This is a genomic window from Aminobacterium thunnarium (assembly GCF_055390565.1).
This window is the reverse complement of the sequence record NZ_AP042412.1, coordinates 282133-305506: the sequence shown is the minus strand read 5'-3', so window position 1 is coordinate 305506 and position 23374 is coordinate 282133. Positions and strand designations below refer to the sequence as shown.

General features: G+C 43.9%; 19 protein-coding genes and 3 rRNA genes. 3 read left to right on the top strand and 19 right to left on the bottom strand.

The genetic code is table 11. The features are described 5' to 3' along the window. Positions 1-2: 2 nt before the first annotated feature. Complete coding sequence (locus ACZ5GY_RS01425; protein ID WP_213690910.1) at positions 3-368, bottom strand: desulfoferrodoxin; 366 nt, start codon at positions 366-368, stop codon at positions 3-5. A 214-nt stretch (positions 369-582) separates the two neighbouring features. Further along, complete coding sequence (locus ACZ5GY_RS01420) at positions 583-1950, bottom strand: uracil-xanthine permease family protein (protein ID WP_213690909.1); 1368 nt, start codon at positions 1948-1950, stop codon at positions 583-585. Between the two features lie 123 nt (positions 1951-2073). On the opposite strand from ACZ5GY_RS01420, the gene ACZ5GY_RS01415 reads away from it, so the two are divergent. After that, a complete protein-coding gene (locus ACZ5GY_RS01415; protein ID WP_307879546.1) occupies positions 2074-2841 on the top strand; it encodes an SIR2 family NAD-dependent protein deacylase in 768 nt (255 codons plus the stop codon). Positions 2842-2879: 38 nt separating this feature from the next. Further along, positions 2880-3875 carry a FlgT C-terminal domain-containing protein gene (locus ACZ5GY_RS01410; protein WP_213690907.1) on the top strand — a complete coding sequence of 332 codons (996 nt, stop codon included), beginning with the start codon at positions 2880-2882 and terminating at the stop codon, positions 3873-3875. 164 nt (positions 3876-4039) lie between these two features. Here ACZ5GY_RS01410 and rrf read toward each other — a convergent pair. From rrf to ACZ5GY_RS01330, 16 genes are all read right to left on the bottom strand, one after another. Further along, a 5S ribosomal RNA gene (gene rrf, locus ACZ5GY_RS01405) occupies positions 4040-4155 on the bottom strand. Between the two features lie 66 nt (positions 4156-4221). Beyond that, positions 4222-7206: ribosomal RNA gene (locus ACZ5GY_RS01400) — 23S ribosomal RNA — on the bottom strand. A gap of 127 nt (positions 7207-7333) precedes the next feature. Continuing rightward, positions 7334-8864: ribosomal RNA gene (locus ACZ5GY_RS01395) — 16S ribosomal RNA — on the bottom strand. The 16S, 23S and 5S rRNA genes sit together here, the layout of an rRNA operon. 289 nt (positions 8865-9153) lie before the next feature. Further along, entirely contained in the window at positions 9154-10269 is a 1116-nt protein-coding gene (gene recA / locus ACZ5GY_RS01390; RefSeq protein ID WP_213691793.1) for a recombinase RecA, read from the bottom strand. A gap of 57 nt (positions 10270-10326) precedes the next feature. Continuing rightward, a complete protein-coding gene (gene thpR, locus ACZ5GY_RS01385; protein WP_464111925.1) occupies positions 10327-10893 on the bottom strand; it encodes an RNA 2',3'-cyclic phosphodiesterase in 567 nt (188 codons plus the stop codon). Beyond that, positions 10890-12113, bottom strand: a complete 1224-nt coding sequence (locus ACZ5GY_RS01380) for a CinA family nicotinamide mononucleotide deamidase-related protein (protein WP_213691795.1) — start codon at positions 12111-12113, stop codon at positions 10890-10892. The genes thpR and ACZ5GY_RS01380 overlap by 4 nt, the downstream gene beginning before the upstream one ends. Before the next feature lie 6 nt (positions 12114-12119). After that, on the bottom strand, positions 12120-12587 hold the full coding sequence (locus ACZ5GY_RS01375) for a phosphatidylglycerophosphatase A family protein (protein ID WP_213691796.1): 468 nt from the start codon (positions 12585-12587) through the stop codon (positions 12120-12122). Next, positions 12584-13876, bottom strand: a complete 1293-nt coding sequence (gene rimO, locus ACZ5GY_RS01370) for a 30S ribosomal protein S12 methylthiotransferase RimO (protein WP_213691797.1) — start codon at positions 13874-13876, stop codon at positions 12584-12586. Before rimO ends, ACZ5GY_RS01375 begins: the two co-directional genes overlap by 4 nt. Beyond that, positions 13873-14796 (bottom strand): RodZ domain-containing protein, encoded by a 924-nt coding sequence (locus ACZ5GY_RS01365; RefSeq protein ID WP_213691798.1) that lies wholly within the window; start codon positions 14794-14796, stop codon positions 13873-13875. The genes rimO and ACZ5GY_RS01365 overlap by 4 nt, the downstream gene beginning before the upstream one ends. Beyond that, positions 14765-15496: a ribulose-phosphate 3-epimerase gene (gene rpe / locus ACZ5GY_RS01360; RefSeq protein ID WP_464111924.1), complete on the bottom strand. Its 732-nt coding sequence runs from the start codon at positions 15494-15496 to the stop codon at positions 14765-14767. The genes ACZ5GY_RS01365 and rpe overlap by 32 nt, the downstream gene beginning before the upstream one ends. Continuing rightward, positions 15475-16659: a PASTA domain-containing protein gene (locus ACZ5GY_RS01355; RefSeq protein ID WP_213691800.1), complete on the bottom strand. Its 1185-nt coding sequence runs from the start codon at positions 16657-16659 to the stop codon at positions 15475-15477. Before ACZ5GY_RS01355 ends, rpe begins: the two co-directional genes overlap by 22 nt. A gap of 2 nt (positions 16660-16661) precedes the next feature. Further along, on the bottom strand, positions 16662-17990 hold the full coding sequence (locus tag ACZ5GY_RS01350) for an RsmB/NOP family class I SAM-dependent RNA methyltransferase (protein WP_213691801.1): 1329 nt from the start codon (positions 17988-17990) through the stop codon (positions 16662-16664). Further along, the gene (locus ACZ5GY_RS01345) at positions 17987-18682 is read right to left on the bottom strand and encodes a DUF6391 domain-containing protein (RefSeq protein WP_213699337.1); all 696 of its coding nucleotides are present in this window, start codon (positions 18680-18682) and stop codon (positions 17987-17989) included. The genes ACZ5GY_RS01350 and ACZ5GY_RS01345 overlap by 4 nt, the downstream gene beginning before the upstream one ends. Positions 18683-18770: 88 nt before the next feature. Beyond that, complete coding sequence (locus tag ACZ5GY_RS01340) at positions 18771-19466, bottom strand: zinc metallopeptidase (RefSeq protein ID WP_213691803.1); 696 nt, start codon at positions 19464-19466, stop codon at positions 18771-18773. 105 nt (positions 19467-19571) lie between these two features. Further along, complete coding sequence (locus ACZ5GY_RS01335; protein ID WP_464111923.1) at positions 19572-20705, bottom strand: DegT/DnrJ/EryC1/StrS family aminotransferase; 1134 nt, start codon at positions 20703-20705, stop codon at positions 19572-19574. Positions 20706-20862: 157 nt separating this feature from the next. Further along, positions 20863-21519: a GntR family transcriptional regulator gene (locus tag ACZ5GY_RS01330; protein WP_213691805.1), complete on the bottom strand. Its 657-nt coding sequence runs from the start codon at positions 21517-21519 to the stop codon at positions 20863-20865. Between the two features lie 192 nt (positions 21520-21711). Between ACZ5GY_RS01330 and ACZ5GY_RS01325 the strand changes: the two genes are divergently transcribed. Then, positions 21712-21933: a hypothetical protein gene (locus ACZ5GY_RS01325; protein WP_213691806.1), complete on the top strand. Its 222-nt coding sequence runs from the start codon at positions 21712-21714 to the stop codon at positions 21931-21933. On the opposite strand, the gene ACZ5GY_RS01320 is transcribed toward ACZ5GY_RS01325, so the two are convergent. Beyond that, a complete protein-coding gene (locus ACZ5GY_RS01320) occupies positions 21924-23300 on the bottom strand; it encodes an aminotransferase-like domain-containing protein (RefSeq protein ID WP_213691807.1) in 1377 nt (458 codons plus the stop codon). The genes ACZ5GY_RS01325 and ACZ5GY_RS01320 overlap by 10 nt on opposite strands. Positions 23301-23374 lie beyond the last annotated feature (74 nt).

Below are 23374 nucleotides of genomic sequence, written 5' to 3'. Positions count from 1 at the left end.
TTCTACTTACCTGCCTTCCATAATCCATGAACATTACAATATTCTCTACTCATCTCTGGAGTAATTTCACCAAATTCTGCTTCGGGATCCTCTCCTGGGTTCAGGAATTGACGATAAATTTTATCTCCAGATATAACCTCAATCCATTCAATGTAATGCTCGTCTTTCATCGGATGAGGAACACTTCCTACCTTCACTTTGTTACCTTCGACAACAGGAACGTGTTTTTCTGTAGCAGAATCTGCTGTCTGCTCTTCAAGAAGTTTCATAGGTTGGCCGCAGCAAACGAGTTGGCCTGCTCCGGCATGAAGAACTTCAACAATGTTGCCGCACAACTCACACTTATATACTTCTAATCTTTTAGCCATCCTTGTACCTCCCTTAATCCATTTTCAAACATTTTTTTCATTATAACATTTTATTGAATGGCTTACCCTACTAAAATAGTAGAGTTAATTTTGTTTATATACACTATAGGGGAGATGGGTATTTTTGTCAAGTTTTAAAAATTAAAAAGCTGCCTTTAAAGGCAGCTTTAGATCTTCGTATTAAGAAATTGTTCTTTAATTACGTTTTGTAATGTTAGTCTGTTATTCCTCGTTCTTTATTCGTTCCAGGAACAATCGAATCCCAAAAAGCTGCGCAAATTCCTGCCACTGCCATGGGGGTTTTCATAACGGCCCAAAGAACCTGGCCACCGATACCAAGTGCAAAAAAGGCATCCTTCTGAGCTTCTACCCAGCCAGGAAGACCTAATGCCATAAGAAAAGCAAAACCAACAATAAGAACGTTTCTCTGACTCGTCATATCGGCTCGAAGCAATACCTGAATTCCCAACGTTCCGATAATGCCGAAAAGGGCAATATAAGCTCCTCCAATAACTGGACTAGGTATTGTTGCAATAAGAGCTCCAATTTTTCCAATAAAGCTCATTATGATGAGAAGCACAGCTCCTGTACGAACAACCCAGCGAGAAGCAACTCCAGTTAAGCCAATAAGACCAATATTCTCTGTATATGAAGTGGTAGCAACTGCACCAAGTGTTCCAGCTATAGCACAGTTGAGACCTTCCGCACCAATTCCTCTATTGATTGTAGATGGTTCAGGATCTGGTAAACCAGCCACATAGGAACAAGAGTGATAATCTCCAATCGACTCGATCATAACCGCGAAAAATCCAGCAATAATTGCTCCGAAAGAAACGAGATCAAACTTAGGAACCCCCCAGGGCATGAAACCAGTGAAACGGAACCATGGAGCTTCTACAACACTGGCAAGATTAATAAAAGCGGGATGATCAGCCGGGAAAAAGCCCGAGAGAGAACCAGCAAGTGCTACCAGATAAGCAATTGTAATAGATGCAAGAATTGCGAATATATTAAAGTATTTATTTTTGCTCATGAGGCTAAAGAAAAAGACGCAAAAAACAACAATAAGGGAAATAGGCCAATAATTGGCAGCGTTGAACTGGATGGCAACAGGCGCCAAAGAGAAGCCAATAGCCATAATGGTTGGTCCGATAACAACGGGAGTGATAACTTTTCTAATAATACCCACTATCCGACTGTACCCGATAACAGAAAGAATAAGTCCTCCAGCAATGAGTGCTCCACCAACATGCTGCATAACAACTGATGGTCCAGAAGCACCATATGCAGCGATGATTGTCATAATAGGAGGAATAAAACTAAAACTTGACCCTTGAACGATAGGAAGCCCCGATCCTAATTTAGGGTGAGTCTGTATAAGAGTCGCGATTCCCATCGCTAGATATACACAAGAAATAAAAAAGCCTATTTCTGCCGTTGTCATACCCATGGCAGGTCCAAAAATAAGAGGAACAAGAGTAGTAGCACCAAACAAAGTTAAGACGTGCTGAAATCCCGCCAAGACCATAATAGGGAAAGGCGGCTTATCATCAACACCATAAATGAGATTTTTTATAGCCATTCTATAACACCCCCGTTATTAAGCTGGCGATATTGTAACAAATTGGTCAATCGGTTGCATAAATTTTTGATTAAAAATACAAAGAAATATTTTGAGATATAATGTCACATGGAGGTGATCGGAGTGGAAGAAAACATAGAGACACTCACTCAACAATGCGCAGAGGCACTTTCAAAATCACGAAAGGTTGTTCTTCTCAGCGGTGCGGGCATGTCTACCAATGCTGGCATTCCTGATTTCAGAGGTCCAAATGGTGTTTATAAAAGGAAGATGAAGACCGACCCCGAACTTATTTTTGATATTGATTATTTTCGCCAAAACCCTAAATTCTTTTACGAATTTCACAGAGAATTTCTTCATACCATAAATACAATACGCCCAACGTTTTCACACCACTTCTTCGCAGAGCTTGAAAAGAAGGGAGTACTGAAAGGAATCATTACACAAAATATCGATGCGCTTCATCAAAAAGCAGGCTCAAAGAAAGTTTTTGAAATCCATGGCAGTACATGGGAAAGTTTCTGTACCCATTGTGGTCAAAGATACGATTATGATTTGTCATATGAAAAAACATTTAAAGAAGAAGTTCCTCATTGTGATAAATGCGGTGGCATTATAAAACCTGACATAGTGTTTTTTGGCGAAAACGTCAAATATCTTTATGAATGTCAAGCTCTTGTAGAAGATGCAGACCTTCTATTTGTTGTAGGGTCATCTCTGACGGTAACCCCAGCAGCATTTCTTCCTTCTATGTGCCACGGGAAAATTGTTATTGTCAATAAAGGGGAAATATCTACGTCGTATATTAGCCCAAGACGTCTCTTTATTCGTGCGGATTGTGATATTGATGAATTTTTTAAAGCTCTAGATAAAGAACTAAATCACCGATAAACAAAGGAGAAAGAGTAGATTTTTCCTGGGGTGAAGAGATGAAAATATTACGTTGCTTAAAAATTTGGGGACTCTCTATGTTAACAATCACGCTAATAACAGCAAGTGGACATTCTAGAGAGCTTCAAAAAGCGTCTATTTCTGTAGAAGTTATGCAAACGATGAACACCAGTGGTTATGAGGTTTGGCATAGTCGCTTTTATCCAATTGATGTGTTGGAAGAAAAAATCACCTCATACTGCATTTCCCAATTGAAGAGATCTCCATTTATTAGGATTTATAATGAAACGGCATCAACTGGGCAGGCTAAAAAAGATATATCTCTTCAGCTTGAGATTTATTCGTTGTTAGAAAAAGATAAAGATTTTTTCGTACAAGACAAGAGAAGTACTGTACGTATGAGAATGAAACTTTACGACACTTTAGGAACAGAAATTCCTTATGTTACAAGTGTTGTAAAAAAAGATCAACGTATTATCCCCTCTCCAGGAGATGACCGGTTATTTTTTCTCTCAGCTCGAGGCTTCTCTCCTTTTGATCCCTTATATAAAGATGGTATAGATCTGTTCAGACTTGCTCCCCGAGAAGACAAAAACAATTTTACTCATCCGGTCTGGGATGACTTTAAGCACTCTACAACATGGGCTGCCTGTAAAAAAGCAATAGATGCGATGCTCGACGAAGTTACAGAAGGCTTTACGGGTCTTTATCATACGGCAAGCATTTTGCGAAGTATAACAACTAATGATGTAAAGGGGAAAGAGAAATCTACTCCTCATGTGCAATACATCATTTCAGCAGGTCACTTTGAAGGAATTAAGAAAGGCGATATTCTTACAGTATTTAGAGAAAAAACATACAAAGGAATCTCTTCCAAAAAGCACGAAACAACATTCCCAGAAGAGGTAGGAAAAGTTGTGGTTGTTCAAGTATCAGCACATAATGCCATTGTAGAAACGGTGTTAAAAGAAGAAGGAGAACGAGACGAGGTTACTCTCTCTGATATAGTTTTTATCCCCATCATTAGGCAGTAATAAAATAGACAATAAAGAAAATAAGTCAGAAGAATACATTAGGACATCTAGCCACTTTTCAAGTTTAAAGGTTGGTTAGATGTCTTTTCCTATATCAAAGACTTCATAATTATAGAATTATCATAGGGAATTATGGTAAGGAAGGATGAGGGTATAAAAAAGATCTCTGGCGGCGACCTACTCTCCCACAGATAGCCTCTGCAGTACCATCGGCGCTGGAGGGCTTAACTTCCGGGTTCGGCATGGAACCGGGTGTGACCCCTCCGCTATTACCACCAGAGATCTCAAACTTTTATTCTTTCGTACTCTAAACACAGAAATCGAGGAAAGAAAACCAAGAGAAAGTGAGAATAAGGCCTCGATGTATTAGTACCGGTCAGCTAAGAGCCTCACAACTCGTACACTCCCGGCCTATCTATCCTGTCGTCTTCAGGACACCTTACTTCCCTATCGGAATGGGGTATCTCATCTTGGAGGCGGCTTCCCGCTTAGATGCCTTCAGCGGTTATCCGACCCGAACATAGCTACCCGGCTTATGCAGCTGGCGCTACAACCGGTACACCAGAGGTTCGTCCACTTCGGTCCTCTCGTACTAGAAGCAGATCTCCTCAAATACCCTACGCCTATGGTGGATAGGGACCGAACTGTCTCACGACGTTCTAAACCCAGCTCACGTACCGCTTTAATGGGCGAACAGACCAACCCTTGGGACCTGCTTCAGCCCCAGGATGCGACGAGCCGACATCGAGGTGCCAAACCCTGCCGTCGATAGGAACTCTCGGGCAGGATCAGCCTGTTATCCCCGGGGTAGCTTTTATCCGTTGAGCGACGGCCCTTCCACTCGGAACCGCCGGATCACTAAGACCAACTTTCGTTCCTGCTCGAAACGTCTCTCTCACAGTCAAGCCACCTTATACCTTTGCGCTCTCTATGGGCGATTTCCATGCGCCCTGAGGTGACCATTGCGCGCCTCCGTTACTCTTTAGGAGGCGACCGCCCCAGTCAAACTGCCCACCTGACACTGTCCTCTGTGTCGTTTCAGACCTCAAAGTTAGAACTTCGGCATGTCAAGGGTGGTATCCCAACAACGGCTCCTGCAAAACTGACGTCCTGCATTCTCAGCCTCCCACCTATCCTGTACATAACAGACCAAAATCCAATATCAGGCTACAGTAAAGCTCCACGGGGTCTTTCCGTCCCACCACAGGTAACTGGCGTCTTTACCAGTACCACAATTTCACCGGGTCCCTCGTTGAGACAGTGCTCAGATCGTTACACCATTCGTGCAGGTCGGAACTTACCCGACAAGGAATTTCGCTACCTTAGGACCGTTATAGTTACGGCCGCCGTTTACTGGGGCTTCATATCAAAGCTTCGCTTACGCTAACCTCTCCATTTAACCTTCCAGCACCGGGCAGGTGTCAGTCCCTATACTTCGGCTTGCGCCTTATGCAGAGACCTATGTTTTTAGTAAACAGTCGCCTGAGCCTGGTTTCTGCGACCACCCTTAGCTCTGTATCGTATATACACATCACCAGAGTGGCACCCCTTCTCCCTAGGTTACGGGGTCAACTTGCAGAGTTCCTTAACGAGGGTTTTCCCGCTCACCTTAGCCTTCTCAGCTAGCCCACCTGCGTCGGTTTCGGGTACGAGCAGCTTAAGACCTCCCTAGAGGCTTTTCTCGACAGCCGAGCTTCAATGACTTCGGTTCCGTAGAACCTCCCCTTCAGGTCTCAGAACTAACATCGCGGATTTGCCTGCAATGCCTTCCTACTCCCTTGGACCGGGTATTCCATCACCCGGATCACCTAGCTTTCTGTGTCACCCCTTCAGTAATAACGGTCTCAGGCTGGGGCAGGAATGTCTACCTGCTATCCATCGACTACGCTCTTCAGCCTCGCCTTAGGTCCCGCCTAACCCTGGGTGGATGAACCTTCCCCAGGAACCCTTGGGCTTCCGGTGAGTACGTTTCTCACGCACTTCTCGTTACTTATGCCGACATTCTCACTTCCATACAGTCCACACGACCTCTCGGTTCGGCTTCACCCCGTACAGAACGCTCCCCTACCGATAGTTGATACTCATCAATTATCCCGCAGCTTCGGCAGTATGCTTAGCCCCCTACATTTTCGGCGCAAAAGTCCTCGACCAGTGAGCTGTTACGCACTCTTTAAAGGGTGGCTGCTTCTAAGCCAACCTCCTGGCTGTCCAGGCACTCTCACATCCTTGCCACACTTAGCATACACTTTGGGACCTTAGCTGACGGTCTGGGCTGTTTCCCTCACGACCACGGACCTTCTCACCCGTAGTCTCACTCCCGCAATACAGTTATGGTATTCGAAGTTTGGTTGAATTTGGTAGGACCCCAGTCCCCCGCATCCATCCAGTGCTCTACCCCCATAACTGAACTCGCAAGGCTGCACCTCAATGCATATCGGGGAGAACCAGCTATCACCGCACTCGATTAGCTTTTCACTCCTATCCACAGCTCATCCAAGTCTTTTTCAACAGACAATGGTTCGGTCCTCCATCCGGCTTCACCCGGACTTCAACCTGGCCATGGATAGATCGTACGGCTTCGGGTCTATTAAACGAAACTCGCGCCCTATTCAGACTCGGTTTCCCTACGGCTCCAGTGCTAACGCACCTTAACCTCGCTACGTCTAATAACTCGTCGGCTCATTTTACAAAAGGCACACCGTCACGCGCCATACATCGCTGTATGGTTGCGCTCCGATTGCTTGTAGGCACACGGGTTCAGGTCTATTTCACTCCCCGCCAGGGGTGCTTTTCACCTTTCCCTCTCGGTACTGATTCACTATCGGTCACCAGTAGTATTTAGCCTTGGATGATGGTCCACCCTGATTCAACCGGAATTCCACGTGCTCCGGCCTACTCGGGAGATGTCTACAGAGTACATTTCCTGTCACCTACAGGGCTGTCACCTTCTATGGCGTGCTTTCCCAACACACTTCAACTAGAAAATGTATTGATAACTCTGTCGTGAGCCTGCGGACTCACTTTGACATTCCCTCGACCCCAAATACACAACGACCGCAGTCTTGACATGTATTCGGTTTAGGCTCTTCCCCTTTCGCTCACCACTACTCAGGGAATCTCTTCGATTTCTCTTCCTCCGGCTACTGAGATGTTTCACTTCGCCGGGTTCCTTCCCTTACGGGATGCCTGTACTCCTACAGGCGGGTTGCCCCATTCGGATATCTGCGGATCAATGGTCGCTTGCACCTCCCCACAGCTTTTCGCAGCTTGCCACGTCCTTCATCGGCTACTGGTGCCAAGGCATCCACCGTATGCCCTTTATACCTTATTCTCTTACTTTCCCTCGATTACTTTCCTCTATTCCTATGTCAAGGTACAAAAGCGAAACAGGTAAGACGAAAATTCTTCACAGTCATTATCTACAAGAGAATATACATCCCCTTGTCATTTCTCCTTAGAAAGGAGGTGATCCAGCCGCACCTTCCGGTACGGCTACCTTGTTACGACTTCACCCCCCTCACCAGACACACCTTCGACGGATCCTTCCATTGCTGGTTAAGCCTCCGGCTTCGGGTGCACCCAACTCGGGTGGTGTGACGGGCGGTGTGTACAAGGCCCGGGAACGGATTCACCGCGGCTTGGCTGATCCGCGATTACTAGCGATTCCTCCTTCATGTAGTCGAGTTGCAGACTACAATCCGAACTGAGACCGACTTTGTGGGATCTGCTTGCCTTCGCAGGCTTGCTTCCCGCTGTATCGGCCATTGTAGCACGTGTGTCGCCCTAGGCATAAGGGCCATGATGACTTGACGTCGTCCCCACCTTCCTCCAGCTTGTCGCTGGCAGTCCATCCAGAGTCCCCGACTCTACTCGCTGGTAACTGGATGCAGGGGTTGCGCTCGTTGCGGGACTTAACCCAACATCTCACGACACGAGCTGACGACAGCCATGCAGCACCTGTGTACGCTCTGTACCCGAAGGTACAGTCCTTCACCTTTCAGATCCGTACCACGTACATGTCAAACCTAGGTAAGGTTCTTCGGTTTGCATCGAATTAAACCACGTGCTCCACCGCTTGTGCGGGCCCCCGTCAATTCCTTTGAGTTTCAATCTTGCGATCGTACTCCCCAGGCGGAATGCTTATCGCGTTAACTCCGGCACGGATGCCTCTCGACACCCACACCTAGCATTCATCGTTTACGGCCAGGACTACCGGGGTATCTAATCCCGTTCGCTCCCCTGGCTTTCGCGCCTCAGCGTCAGTTGCTGGCCAGTAAGCCGCCTTCGCCACTGGTGTTCTTCCCGATATCTACGCATTTCACCGCTACACCGGGAATTCCGCCTACCTCTCCAGCACTCTAGATACCCAGTTTCAACCGCATACATGAGTTGAGCTCATGCCTTTTACAGCTGACTTAAATATCCGCCTGCGCGCCCTTTACGCCCAGTAATTCCGGACAACGCTCGTCCCCTACGTATTACCGCGGCTGCTGGCACGTAGTTAGCCGGGACTTCCTCGTATGGTACCGTCACTTCCTTCTTCCCATACAACAGAGGTTTACGACCCAAAGGCCTTCTTCCCTCACGCGGCGTCGCTGGGTCAGGCTTGCGCCCATTGCCCAATATTCCCCACTGCTGCCTCCCGTAGGAGTCTGGACCGTATCTCAGTTCCAATGTGGCCGGTCACCCTCTCAGGCCGGCTACCCGTCATCGCCTTGGTAAGCCTTTACCTCACCAACTAACTGATAGGACATGAGCCCCTCCTTCAGCGGATTACTCCTTTCACCTCTCGGCATATGGGGTATTAGCAGCCGTTTCCAACTGTTGTCCCCCTCTGAAGGACAGGTTCTCATGCATTACTCACCCGTCCGCTACTAAGAACACATCATCTCTCCTCCGAAAAGTCGTGATGATATGCCTCCGTTCAACTTGCATGTGTTAAGCACGCCGCCAGCGTTCGTCCTGAGCCAGGATCAAACTCTCCATGAATTTCTTTTAAATTGACTGGCTTCCTCTTCGTCTCACCTATTCACTTTACAAGGTCCTGCGCTGCGCCGCTCTCCGTCGCAGTGCCCGAAGATAATACTTGAGAAACGCGAGACTGTCAACACCTACTTATGGATTACTTTTAAGTAGCATAGCAATCCATTTGACTGCAAAAGCTTACATATATTTATTTTCTGTTAGAATTTATCAAGACATATGTTACATAAAATGCTTTTTTATCTTAAAAGATAAGAATATTGAGTTCGACTAAAATATTTCTGTATAAATTATTTTATTCATCGTCCAGTTCAAGAATTCCTTCTTCAATAGCCAATTCGTCCTCTTTTTCAAGAGAATCCTCGTCATCACCTTCTTTGTCTTCTCCGATGACAAAGCCTAATCCTTCAGCTACTTTTGACATAATTTCATTCTTAATCTCTTCCATGAGGTCTGTATGTTCTTCAAGGTATTGGGCTACATTATCTTTTCCCTGGCCTATTGTCTCTCCTTTATAAGCAAGCCATGAACCCTTTCGCTTAACAATTTCAAGGTCAATAGCCATATCAAGCAATGACATTCCCACAGGAACGCCCTTCCCATAAATAAGACTGGCATGGGCAGTTCTGAAGGGAGGAGCCTGCTTGTTCTTTACTACTTTCATCCACAACTCATGCCCTATAGCCTCGTCACCTTTGCTTATAGTCTTTCCACGTTTAACCTCTATACGAACCGAACTATAAAACTTTAGAGCCCGGCCACCTGTAGTCGTTTCCTGGGGGCCACTGCTGTACCCTGTGCTGATCTTTGCCCGCAATTGGTTTATGAAAACAACAACACAGTTACTTTTTGAAATAGCCGATGTCAAACGTCGCAATGCATAAGACATAAGGCGGGCTTGTAAACCAAGCTGACTATCTCCTATTTTCCCATCTATTTCAGCTTGTGGCGTTAAAGCTGCTACAGAGTCAACAACAACTAAATCGACAGCCCCACTGCGCACCAACGTGTCAAGTACGTAAAGAGCTTGTTCTCCGCTATCTGGCTGTGCCACATATAGAGATTGCACATCTACGCCGAGAGAGGCGGCCAATCTTGGATCAAGAGCGTGTTCAGCATCTATAAAAGCTGCTATTCCTCCCGCCTTCTGTGCTTCCGCTATTGCATGAAGAGCGACAGTTGTTTTTCCCGATCCTTCAGGCCCAAAAACTTCAACAATCCGCCCTTTTGGAAGACCCCCTATTCCCAAGGCAACATCAAGAGGAAGTATTCCAGTTGAGATGACTTCCACCTGAATCTTGAGGGGATCCCCCAGACGCATAATGGAACCTTCACCAAACTTTCCACGAATGTCATCTATTGCCTGTTCAAGAATATCTTCCCGTGTTTGTGGATTTTTCTTTTTCGCCATAAAGTAAAAACCTCCCGATTTTTCAGTCCCCAAGGTCTCTTAAACGTTATCTATACCTTAACACTTTAATAAATATGTTTCCAGTGGGGTATAGTTTGCACCTTCAGGACGTAAATCACTTTTCATTAGAGTGATAGATTCTACTTTCCAAACAATATCATGAAACGTATATTTTTTTAATGTCTCTATGAGCTCTGGGGTAATAGACGAATTTGTCCTTATTCGAGCAAGAGTCAGGTGGGGATAAAATGTCTTTTTTTCTTTTTCGAAACCCGTTTTTTCTCCTGCCCTTTCTAAAAGTTCCTCTAAAAAGCAAAGATCCTTCTTTCCTTTATCTACGCCAATCCAAAGAGTTCGTGGTCTTGATAAAGAAGGAAACCCTCCGACACTATTCAAAGAAACTGTGAAAGAGCCAAGAGAAGAGTTCTGAAGTTCTTGTGTTATGAGGGAAGAAAATGAGTTCACCACATCTTCAGGCTGTTCACCACAAAACTTTAAAGTGAGATGAAGAGTTTTTGGATGGACCCATTTTATGTCCGGGAAATTTTTTTTCAAAAAGACAAGCTTGGAAGCCAATATTTTACGATATTGCTCTGGTATATCTACGCAAACGAAGGTCCTCATATGCCTGAGCATCCCTCCTCTTTTAAAGATCTCCACATATGCTCAAGAGCTACAGCCGCTGACCTTTTTCTGACTCTATCACGATCCCCTGAAAAGCATTTTACAAAGGTACGAGTTTTCTGAGAAGTAGCAACTCCAAACCAAACTGTCCCAACCGGCTTCTCCGACGACCCTCCATCAGGCCCTGCTATGCCTGTAACAGAAACAGCTATATCTGTCTTATAAGCTTTTAAAGCCCCCTCGGCCATGGCTGCTGCACATTCAGAGCTCACTGCTCCAAATTGTTCAAGAATATGGACTGGCACAGCAAGAATATTGTGTTTGGCATCATTACTATAACAAACGGCACTTCCACAAAAACAACGAGAAATACCTGGGATATCCGTCAATGCAGCACCAACCATTCCTCCTGTACAAGATTCTGCCGCAGAAAGAGTAATACCTTTGAGTGAAGCTTCATGATAGATAGCCTCTGGAATTGAACGGCAACCGGCAGGAAGACAGTCATGGGGCAGTAAAGAAAGAACATGAGTTCCTACTTCGTTAACAATTTTTTCACTGCCACTGAGTGCCAACTCAATAAGGTTGATTGAAGGAAGAATTGAAATATGCAAATCATTTCTTAATAAGACAGAGGATAAATGATCTTTTAAAAGGCTCTCTGCCCATCCCGTAACAAAAATTGAAAGCCGCGCCCCGTAATCTTGAGCCAATAAGGGAAGAATCTGATCTTCAGCCATGCGCTGAAATTCATCTGGAACTCCCGGAAAGGAAAAAATATTCGTCTGCTTGTAAGGGAAAAAAATACCTAGTGCCGATCCCTTGGAATTATGAACCGACGTCGTTCCTTGGGGAACGGTTCCTTGAGTATCTCTCGACCTTTCAACTGCTTCTCGTTCTGAAGGATTATATCTCTCCACTATTTTGTTATAGGCCTTATGGTCGCAAACCAAAGATACGCCGAGAAAATCTGCAATAGCCTGCCGTGTTTTATCATCATGAGTAGGGCCTAATCCTCCCGAGAGAACAAGCATATCCACAGAACCTGCCCAGCGACCCAAAGCACCGACAATATCTTCCTTTTCATCGGAAACAAATTCTATCTCTTTGATTTGCCACCCTGCATCTGCAAATTTAGAAGCTAACCACGAACAATTTATATCTCTTCGAATTCCACTGAGTAACTCATCACCAATAGCTAAAAGTACTGCCCGTTTCACAACGAATCATCTCCCAAGAAGAAGCTGAAAACCTCCTCCATAATAGAGCCAATGTATTCCCCATAGGATTAGATTTGTTATTATTCCGCCAACAACGTCATCGGCCATAATTCCAAGCCCACCGGGAAATTTTTCAGCGGTAGAAACTGGTATGGGTTTTATAATATCCACAATTCTAAAAAGGAAAAGGGCAGGGAGCCAAAACCCCCTGGGGAGGCAAAACATAGAAATCCATGTTCCGATAACCTCATCAATGACCACTTCTTTCGGGTCATTTTGTTGTGTTTCTTTCGCATATACATCAGCTGCCCAAATACCAAGCAACATCACAGCTATAATGCCCAGCAAGGGCACCGGCAAAAAAACATAAAAAAGGAAGGCCGCTCCTGACCCCACTGTACCAGGCATGGAAGAGAAGAAGCCAAGACCCCCTAAAGTCGCAATATTTCCCGCTATTGAAAGTTTTTGTTTCATTCTTTTATCTCCAAACCCAGAAGGTCGTATTCCTGCGCATCTGTGATTTTAACATTAACAAAGGAGCCTTTCGCTAAATGTGAACCGTTGATAACGCCTACAAGGCCATCAACTTCCGGAGCATCTCTGTATGAACGTCCCCATGCCATATTGTCTTCCATATCGATATTTTCTATCAAGACTGTTAATTCTTTTCCAACAAAAAAGTTCTGTCTTTTCAATGAAATCTCGCTCTGCAATTCCATAAGTCGTGCATAACGCTCTTCTTTAATGTGTTGAGGGATTTGGTCAGGCAATTTAGCAGCAACAGTTCCCTCTTCGGCGCAATATGTAAAGGCACCAACTCTGTCAATTTCCATGTCTTCCATAAAATCAAGAACCTCTTGAAAATGCTTCTCTGTTTCTCCGGGAAAACCAACGATGAATGTTGTCCGCAAAGCAAAAGAAGGATACTCTTTTCTGATATAACCAAATAAATTACGAAGGCTTTCTTCGTTCTCGGTTCTATTCATGGCCTTCAAGATTTCCCCGTCAACATGCTGTATGGGTATATCAAGATAAGGTAAAACTTGTTTCTTCGATGCAATGTAATCCACGAATCTTTCGTCTATTCGTGCTGGATGAAGATATAAAAGACGTAACCATATATCTTTTGGCAATGCCTCTGTCAAAGCATCAAGCAAAGGAACAAGAGACGATTTGCCATAAAGATCTCGTCCGTAAATGGTAAGATCCTGGCCTACGAGACAAATTTCTTTGGCACCTTTTTCTGCAAGCTGGCATGCTTCGTGCGTAAGTTTTTCTATAGGATTACTCCGTGCTCTTCCTCGAATAGAGGGGATAGTACAATACGAACAGAAAGTATCGCACCCTTCTCCTACTTTCAAATATCGAGTCCAAATCTTGGTTTCTGGCAATATTCCTCGTTGCCAAGAAGAGGAAGGTGCACCTCCTAGTTGACGAATAACTGTTTCCCAATCTTCGGCCTGAGCCCAGATATCGACAGAAGGAAATTCTTTCTTCAAATCTTCTCCGTAACGATTGACCAAACAACCAACTACACCAATCCGAAGAAGCTGCCCTTCTTCTTTTAATTTTTCCAGATCCAGAATAACGCCTATATTCTCTTCCACCGCCGGTTGAATAAAGCCACATGTGTTAACAATTGCTACTTCCGCGTCATCTATAGTATCAACAACCTTAAAACCAGCAGATTCCATCATCCCGATAAGGTTTTCGCTATCGACTGAGTTTTTTGCACATCCAAGACTTATAAAATAAATGTTCACTCGCTCACCCTGCCTGTCTTTCCATCAGAAGAATAAAATATATGAACGACACGAGAGCCATCACCAGGGCGACCGAGATCTTCACCTTTCCATGAAACAAGAACATCGCTTGCACGCCCATATGTAACCGTTACTCTCTCTTTTACTTCAAGTGTATAGTTTTTCCCTTTTTTCAAAATTCCTTGGTAGAGGATTCCACTTTGGGAGCGCACACGCACCCAGCACTCACCTTTACTTGTTATATCAAGAACAGGCAATTTTGAAACAGCTTGAGATTCAATATCTTCTTTTTCAGGTTTCTCCGCATTTTCACTAGAAGATTGACCTTCTCCTTGTGACGTTGTCACAAGAGATGCTGCGTCACCGCTCTTTTCAGTAACATCAATAGATGCCCCATCAGAAAGAGGAGAGGTATCTTGGGAAACCACATCGGAAGAGGCAACCACATTATTTCTTTCTCCCAGCATCTTTTCCTCATTTTGTTGGGCTACCTGGTCAACAGAGAAGCCACCTTCTCTCCATGAATACCATACATACCATCCTGTTCCAATTACGGCCAAAATCAATACTACTATTACCCAAAAACGTGATGCTTGGCGAAACCCCTTCGCTGGGGGAGAACATGCGCCAACAACTTTATCCGCCTCTGCATCTTGTTTGTGCATATCATATAGGAGAGGCTTGTAATATTCCCATAAATCATCAGCATCTATTGTTCGTAATACAGTCCGTAAAAAACCCCGAGCATAGACCAACCCCGGCAATTTCTCAAAGCGGCCTTCCTCAATGCTCTCTAAGAATTGAACACGTATTTTCGTCAGATCTGCTACGTCCTGAAGACTTAACTCTAATTCTTCTCTTCTCGTTTTGATAGCTCTACCTAGTTCTTCAAGAGTTATTTGACGTCGTTCCTTTTTCACAGACCGCTGCCCCCCTAACACATTCTCTCAGCTCACGAATCGTTTCAGCAGGGTCAGGAGTTCCAAAGACGGAACTTCCCATAACGACTACATCGCATCCTGAGTTCACTACCTGCTTTATCGTTTCTCTTCCGATCCCTCCGTCCATTTCAATAAGGAAGGAGAGGTTGTGAGCTGCACGATACCTAAAAAGATCTACTGTTTTCTGTAGCGTCTCACCAATAAAAGATTGACCGCCAAATCCTGGATTAACAGACATTACAAGAACTAAATCTACCATCGATAGAATAGGAGAAACCCATTCTATCGGCGTCGCGGGATTAATAGCTACACCTGGCCAGCAACCAAGTTCCCGTATTCGCGAAATTACACGATGGAGATGAGGTGTTGCCTCTACATGAACAGTAAGATAGTCAGTTTTTGTCGCTGCAAAAGCCTCAATAAAATCTTCTGGTGGCTCTACCATCAAGTGCGTATCTATAACAGCAGATGGATATTTTTTTCGGAGGGCCTTTGCCAAACTAGGCCCATAAGACAAATTAGGAACAAAATGACCGTCCATAATATCCAGATGAAGCCAATCATAAGTATCCTCAAGGGAAGCAATACTTTTTTCCATATATAAAACATTGGCAGAAAGAAGGGACGGGGCTACAAGAAAAGACCTCCGTTCTTTCTCTAGCGGTAACGATCCTGCCATACAAATTCACCTCCGAGAAAGATAGTAACTACCCCTTCATCTACATAAGGAGCTTCAAGAGAAATGTACTCTCCACCTTTTACATCACGGTTTAAAAGAACTGTTGTGCCGCGATCATCAACCATTTCAATCTTTAATGGCATTTGTTTAGTAAGTGGAGGCACTTGATACCGTATTTTTGCAATTTTGCTGCCCGCTGGTAAAGGCGCAGGTTTTGTAATGGCCTCTTTTTGAGAAGGCTTCGAAACAGGAGCTACCGTCGATGACTGCTGAGATTGAGGCTTCGAAGACGGCGGCATAACAGGAACGAGCGTTCCTGTTTGCGTTACAGACTTGGGCTTGGAAGCGACCTCCGCCTGACTTTCCGATTGCTTCACAGATACTGACGGAGCAAGCCCGGGAGCAGCAATCTGTAGCTGTTCCGTTTCAGCCTTTTGTTCCGTCACAGTTTTTTTCATGGAAGCTACCTGAAGAATGACCCCTTGTCCCCGTTTCAAAGATGTTCCTACTTTCGGACGAATAGATATAACCATTCCCTCTGGAGAATTTTGAGTGTAGACATATTCTACATTGGCAACAGAAAGCCCCGACTCCTCCACTAGCTTTCTGGCAATTTGTTCCTGACGTTGCAAAACATCAGGAACAGCTATCAAGCCATTCTGAGAAATTTGTCCCTGGCTTACGAGTAAATCAATTTTCCTCGTGCTCTCTACCATGACAGGAGCAGCCGGACTTTGAGCTATAACAGTTCCTGCCGCTCTTGAATCATCATTGACACGTATAATATCTCCAACCTGGAATCCAGCTTCTTCTAACTTTTTAAGAGCCTGAGAATACTCAAGACCTCGCACGTCGGGAAGAGCCAATCTGTTCCCGCCTTTGCTTACTTTCAGCACAACAGTGGTATCTTTTTTCATTCTGGCTCCTGGATCTGGCCATTGAGCTAAAACGGTTCCGCCAGGAAGATTAGATTCTATCTGTTCTACCTTTACTTTAAAACCAATGCGATTTGCCTCATCAACAGCCTCAACAAGAGACATTTCTTTTAATGGTGGTACAGCTATGCCCTTGCCACCCTTCCAGATAGTCAATACGGCCATTCCACCAGAAACTACAATAATAAGAAGAATCAGGACCATGACCCATTTATACATTTTACTCATTTTTAACCCTCCTGAGTTCTTTTCAGGATTGCAGCCATGTAAAATCCGTCAAGCCACGGCAGCTGTGGCCATATATATGTTCCCCACGGCCGTCCCTTACGTAAATATCGTCCTGAAATAGGAAGAGACATTTCCACTAGGCTCTTATCTTCTGCCAATATTTCTGCTATAACCTGCTCGTTTTCCTGCCGCAACAAGCTACATGTAGAGTAGAGGATAATTCCTCCTTGTGCAACAATTTCAACTGCTTTTTTCAAAAGTTTTTTCTGAAGTAATACAAGCTCTTCTAGTTTTTCTTTAGTAAAAATCCATTTTGATTCAGGATGCCTGCTCCACGTTCCACTTCCTGAGCATGGGGCGTCCAAAAAGACTAAATTAGGTGTAGAACGAGGGGTCATCTTAAGAGAATCACCTTGATGTATCGTAACGTTTCGTGCACAAGAAAGACGCTGCATTTCTTTTTTTGAGGCGATGCTTCTTCCCTTTGAAAGTTCCCATGCTTCTATTAAAGTAGAGGGTAATAATGTTGCTATTTGTCCAGTTTTGATTCCTCTGCCAGCACACATATCGAGAATGGAACCTTCTTTCCACAAACGGCGTACCATTTCAGCAACGAGCATAGACGATTCACTCTGCACTGTAACTGTTCCCTCGTTAAAACCTGGGATCTCCGGAGGAAAGGCAAAGGAAGCCGTTCTTACAGAATAGTCGACCAACGGAGAAGGCCAACCGTATATGCGATTTTTTTTCAGGTTCTCCAAAAGATCGGGGATATTTGTCTGAGGCAAAACCCTTAAAGAGGCATAAGGGCGTACACGAAACAGATTAATCAGTTTAGAGGCTTCACCCTGACCGAAAGCATCTTTCCATTGGTAAGCAACCCAAAGAGGGATTCCCCCAAAGAGAGCTTTATCTTGAAAAGAAGTGCTCCTGTGAATTTCTTCCATGACTATATGTCCACGCTCTTCCACTCTATGAAGAACAGCATTAACTATACGAGACTCGTTCTGTTGGCCTTTTCTTTTTACTTCGTCAACCAAGGCACTTACAAGCACCTGAGGAGAAAAATGTTTCAATTCTAAAATCCCCGCTGTACCGACAACCAGAGCGTGACGTGTCGGCCAAGAAAGAGAATCGAAAGGATGGCGTAAAAAAGTTTCACTGATTTTTCTCCAAAGTGTTTGACGTCGAAGAACTGCATAGATAAGGGTTGAAGCTAATATTCTATCGCCTTCCGTCATATGATTTGACACGCGACGAAGAGATTCGCTAGCAAATCGCCCTTTTGAAACGTCTGTTAATACATGTAAAGCTGCTTCTATTCCTCTCATGAAAAAAGAACCTCCGGTTCAAGCACTTGGGATTTTTGTCGCGTTCGAATAAAAAGCTGCGTCGGGCCATATACATACATCCCGCCCAAGCTCTTATGAGCAGATCGTACCTCTATACCCGCTATTTCAAGACTTCGAACGTTAGAATCTGTAGTAATATATCGTTGAGCAAGTGAGCTTGTCATTGGCCCCAATATATGAGCAATGAACAAAGCTATTACAACATTTAGCACACTCAAAGATCCTGTAGATAAAAGCAATAGGATGAACAACAGAGAAGAGAGTGTATTGACAACAACAACTGTCGTGCCACACCGAGGATGAATCGCCAACGACGACTCCCCACGTTTCATTCGCTCAAGAGCCTCCTGGGCAGCATAGAGAGCTACTGAGGGTTCTACCAACCCTTTCAAAGAAAAGCCATCTTCATATGACATTCCTTCAATATTGCACCGTCCCAAAGACTCTTCAAGAACATGTATTGCCCCGTGCTCTAAAGCGTGATTTTTCCGCACTTTTTTATTAAATAACACTCGAAAAAGCTGTGTAGGACCAACAATAAGCCACATAAAAGAACTCGCGGCAAAGCCTAACGGTAAAAGGATGAGGAAAAAAACAACAAAAAAGAGTAATGCAACCAACCCTGCCCACGGAGCAATAAAAAACATGAGTAGTAAAAGTAAAAAAGGCATAAAAACCATCCTCTTATTAAAATAAAAAGTGAGGCAGCATTATCGCCACCCCACCATCATATCGCACCTTTTGCAGGGACGAAAGCCACTAATCGCGATTACCAAACATTCCACGAAGAAGTAAGAGACGGGCTAATTGTGCAAAAGCCATGACGGCTGCGGCGACATATGTTAAGGCTGCGGCGTTTAAAACAGCCTTTGCTCCACCAACTTCGTCGGAACCAAGAATTCCCGTATCACCGAGAAGCTTCAGGGCTCTCGAACTTGCGTCGAATTCCACCGGAAGAGTAACGAGATGGAATATTATTACTCCCACAAAGAGGAGAATACCCACGTCCATAAGAAGCGGTCCTCTAAAAAGCAACCCCAAGAAGAAAAGTGGGAAAGCCAGTGACGAACCAATTCCAACTACTGGGACTACAGCATTACGAAACTTCAAAGGAGCATAATTTTTCTGATGCTGCACTGCATGTCCAACTTCGTGAGCGGCAACACCTATAGCAGCAATACTCGTGCTGTTATAGACTCCTTCCGATAAGTGTAATGTTTTATCTCGAGGATCGTAATGATCCGTAAGTTGTCCCGCTACCCTTTGAATGGGCACATTGTACATTCCAAACTGATCAAGGAGTGCTCGAGCCGCCTGAGCTCCCGTTACTCCCTTTCTTGAAAGAACACGGCTATATTCCGAATAGGCTGTTTTAACCTTCATCTGAGCCCAAAAGGCCAGAATTACTGCTGGAATCAGCAAAACAAAAGTAGGATCGAAAAACAACGGAAACACGCCATCACCTCCAACACTATGGCATTTTAGTTTATTTTATAGAAATATTATTTTTATACATCCGTATTTTACACGGTTGGAGGATAAAGAGCAATATTGGTCAAATTACTTAGAGTAATAATTGGCTATTGAAGAAACAATATATCTTTGCTCCTCTTCCGTCAGCTCTGGGAAAATAGGTAACGCAAGACATTCATGGCTTAACTTTTCTGCAATAGGGAAATCCCCTTCTTTATAATTCAACGAGCCGAAACACTGTTGAAGATGAAGGCAAAGCGGATAGTATACACGCGTCGTTATTCCCTTCGTTGCGAGATAAGAAGAAACGCCATCACGATCAGAAACTCTCGGAACATACTGATGATAAATATGATAATTTCCTTCTAATTCTTCTGGAGCATCTACTTTATCGAGAAGGTCATATTCAGCAAAAAGCGTCTTATACCGATCTGCAACAAGACGTCGTTCCTCGTTCCATTCATCCAAATGATGCAGTTTAACTCTTAAAACAGCTGCTTGTATAGCATCAAGACGGCTGTTAAGTCCCACCTCTTCGTGTATATATGTTGTTCCTGCCCCGTGTACTCTGAGTTTTTTCAGACGTTCAGCCAGTTCTCCATCCGAACTTACAACCATGCCACCGTCTCCATATCCTCCCAAGTTTTTAGTGGGGAAGAATGAATAACAACCTATAGTCCCCCAAGCGCCAGCTCGTCTTATTCCCCCATTGGCCTTTCTCCAAGCTCCAAAAGCTTGAGCAGCATCCTCTATTACAGCAATTCCCTTTCCTTTCAATTCTTCCTCTATCTCTTCAAGAGGAACCATTTGTCCAAAAAGATGAACCGGGATAAGGGCTTTTGTCTTAGACGTAATTTTCTCGCGAACCTGATTGAGGTCAAGATTATAGGTTCGCGGATCTATATCTACAAAAACAGGGACAGCTCCAAGTCGAGTTATACAGCTTACTGTAGCAAAAAAGGAATAAGGGGTCGTTATTACTTCATCCCCTTCTTTTATATCTAAAGCCATAAGAGCAAGATAGAGGGCATCACTTCCCGACGCACAACCAATAGCAGTTGCCCCCTCAAGATAACTGGAGACTTCATCTTCGAAATTCTTCACAGCAGGGCCAAGAATAAAGTATTGGCTCTCCAAAACTTCATTTATGGCTTCTCGCACCTCATCTTTAATACGAGCATAATTTCTAGTAAGATCAAGTGTTGGTATTTTCATTTCCATATTATATTTCCTCCTCAAATACAAACTTATAAAAGGCATTATGACAAAAAAGACCCTTCTCTGCTATATATCTTCACATGATCCCATGTATTTTTGGCAAAAAAAAGAGGCTGGATTGCTCCAGCCTTTCTCATCTTAAAAATATTGAAGTAAAGTTTTACTCTTCTCTTGCTCTTCGTAAACCTTCAATAGCATCTTGAAGATGGGCTCTTAAAAGTTTTACACATTTTTCAGAATCGTGATGACGAAGCGCCACTAAAATTTCTCTATGAGCATCAATGCTGGGCATCGTCTCAAGCTGATAAAATGGATCATAAAATACTACATAAGCATTTGTGCGAGCCAAAATATTTTCTACATATTCGGATAAAACTTTATTACCGCTTGCGTCGGCAATAGCTTTATGGAAGGCTTCATTGACCTCAAGATACTTTTCAAGGTCTTTTTCTTCTATGGCTCGACCCTCTTCTATCATCGCCTCTTCCAGGCGGCGAAGATGTCTGTCTCCAATCCTCTCAGCAGCAAGCTTGATTGCTAAAGTCTCCAACTGGTCTCGTACCAAAAAGGTATCCTCTATCTCTCGCGCTGTAGGTGCAGCAAGACGAGCTCCACTATTAGGGATAATAATAACCAGACCCTCGCTCGCTAATCTTCGTAGCGCCTCGCGGACAGGAGTACGGCTGACCCCCATCTGAACAGCAATATTCACCTCCGGAAGTCTCTGCCCTGGTTTTAACTGCTTTGTTATGATTTTGTGACGTAATTCCTGATAGGCATAGTCAGCAGAGGTTGTATATAATCTCGCTTCTCGCATTTAAAAATTCCTCCTTGATTCAAGTAAACAATTTTAATTGTATAAGAGTCTGTCTTTTGCATAAATAACTTTAACATACGTCATACGGCTCTACAAGATGTAAAAATGGTAAAATACGCTAAAAATAAAAAAATAACTGAATTGATCTCATTATACAGCATACCTAATAACGCATACAATAGGAGGTCTCCCATGAGACAATGTGTATTGTTACTCTCTTTTGCAACTATTATTTGTTATGGATATGCCCTTGCCGGGCTTGGAGGTTTTTTTCTTGGAAAAGGAAACGTCTTATACATCGGTCTCGGACTGCCAGGAGGTACAGTATGTGGCATTTTAGCCATATGGCTGTGGAAAAAGTATTTACATGCCCTTCAAGAAGAAAATGACCTCTATAAAAACGCTCACAAATAGACTGAAGGACGTAAAAAAGAACCCCATGCATCATAGAGACATTGAACAACACAGTTCATATGTTCACTCGAAACACCGCAAACAGACAAGCGGACAGCTTCGACTCGTTTCTCATCTAAAGAAAAAACATTTCCAGGAGTTACGAGAACTCCGTGGTGGCAGGCTTTTTGTGCTGCATCCCACCCATCAAGACCTGGCAAATGAAGCCAGAGATAAATTCCTCCGTCAGGTATCGTAAAAAAAGATGCCGGTAGTATCGCCGATAAAGCGGAACCTAAAGCTTTCATTCGAGATTCCATAATACCCCGAGCCGATTCGAGGGCTGATTCAAGCCCTTTATTTTCTATAAATTTCTGCACTATAAACTGATCAAGCGAGGATACAGGCCCCCATTTACTTGCTTGGAGAGAAAGAAAAACTTCCATCAATCGATCTGGAATAAGAGCATATCCCAATCTCAATCCAGGAAACAAGACCTGACTGAAAGACCCAAGATAGAGTACTCTCTCAGAATTTTCCATAGCCTTGAGAGCCGAGACACTTGCCTCACCATAACGTAATTCCCCGTAAGCATCATCTTCCAATATCCAAAATCCATTTTGGGAACTCGCCTGCAAAATCATCTGCCGAACTGCAACAGAAATGGTCTTTCCCGTAGGGTTTTGAAAACTGGGAACCAAATATAACACATCAGATCCAGACAGGCATTCATACCACGTTTCAGTTATTTCTTCAAGAGGCGGCAGCACTTCAATACATACCCCTTCAGAACGAGCAATCATTACAGCGTCAGGGTAGGTCAATTTTTCCACCCACATTTTTCGTATACCAATATTTTTTAGGGCTTCAATAGAAAGAGCCAAACCGTGGCGTCCCCCTGCAGTGACAAAAACATCTTTCCAAGATGCAGGGATTCCCCTTGATGCGCTGTGTTCAACTAAAACTTGTCTAAGAGAGTTAAGTCCAGCATGTGGTGCTTCACATAAAGCATTATGTCCCCAAAAAGCAAGAACATCCCGTGCAATACGTGATAAGTCTAAAGAAGGAATAAGATCTGCAGAAGGTCGAACTGTATCTAGATTCCAATATGTATCGGTTTCTTCTTCTATGCTCTCTTTCTCTATCACTTTTGGGGTGACATATGTTCCACTTCTCCCACGCTCTATAACATAGCCATAGTCAGATAAAAGCGAGTACGCCTCTGTGACTGTAACCCTTCCGACACCAAGATCTTTAGCTAATTTTCTAGACCCCGGCAATTTCAAACCTGCCGGTAAGGCTCCTTTTTCTATCATTTTTTTAAGATGAAAAGCTATTTGCCGATATAAAGGAGTTTCAGATTCGTGATCAAGAGGAATTTCGATCATTATATTTACCCCTTTTAAAAAATGTATTTATTTCAACAAAACATTATAGCTAATTAAAATGCGAAATTGTTACG

What these genes read in the sequence shown, in the direction of transcription:
- ACZ5GY_RS01425 (WP_213690910.1), bottom strand. Translation starts at nt 368, where the DNA reads ATGGCTAAAAGATTAGAAGTATATAAGTGTGAGTTGTGCGGCAACATT.
- ACZ5GY_RS01420 (WP_213690909.1), bottom strand. Translation starts at nt 1,950, where the DNA reads ATGGCTATAAAAAATCTCATTTATGGTGTTGATGATAAGCCGCCTTTC.
- ACZ5GY_RS01410 (WP_213690907.1), top strand. Translation starts at nt 2,880, where the DNA reads ATGAAAATATTACGTTGCTTAAAAATTTGGGGACTCTCTATGTTAACA.
- recA (WP_213691793.1), bottom strand. Translation starts at nt 10,269, where the DNA reads ATGGCGAAAAAGAAAAATCCACAAACACGGGAAGATATTCTTGAACAG.
- thpR (WP_464111925.1), bottom strand. Translation starts at nt 10,893, where the DNA reads ATGAGGACCTTCGTTTGCGTAGATATACCAGAGCAATATCGTAAAATA.
- ACZ5GY_RS01375 (WP_213691796.1), bottom strand. Translation starts at nt 12,587, where the DNA reads ATGAAACAAAAACTTTCAATAGCGGGAAATATTGCGACTTTAGGGGGT.
- rpe (WP_464111924.1), bottom strand. Translation starts at nt 15,496, where the DNA reads ATGGCAGGATCGTTACCGCTAGAGAAAGAACGGAGGTCTTTTCTTGTA.
- ACZ5GY_RS01355 (WP_213691800.1), bottom strand. Translation starts at nt 16,659, where the DNA reads ATGAGTAAAATGTATAAATGGGTCATGGTCCTGATTCTTCTTATTATT.
- ACZ5GY_RS01350 (WP_213691801.1), bottom strand. Translation starts at nt 17,990, where the DNA reads ATGAGAGGAATAGAAGCAGCTTTACATGTATTAACAGACGTTTCAAAA.
- ACZ5GY_RS01345 (WP_213699337.1), bottom strand. Translation starts at nt 18,682, where the DNA reads ATGCCTTTTTTACTTTTACTACTCATGTTTTTTATTGCTCCGTGGGCA.
- ACZ5GY_RS01335 (WP_464111923.1), bottom strand. Translation starts at nt 20,705, where the DNA reads ATGGAAATGAAAATACCAACACTTGATCTTACTAGAAATTATGCTCGT.
- ACZ5GY_RS01330 (WP_213691805.1), bottom strand. Translation starts at nt 21,519, where the DNA reads ATGCGAGAAGCGAGATTATATACAACCTCTGCTGACTATGCCTATCAG.
- ACZ5GY_RS01325 (WP_213691806.1), top strand. Translation starts at nt 21,712, where the DNA reads ATGAGACAATGTGTATTGTTACTCTCTTTTGCAACTATTATTTGTTAT.
- ACZ5GY_RS01320 (WP_213691807.1), bottom strand. Translation starts at nt 23,300, where the DNA reads ATGATCGAAATTCCTCTTGATCACGAATCTGAAACTCCTTTATATCGG.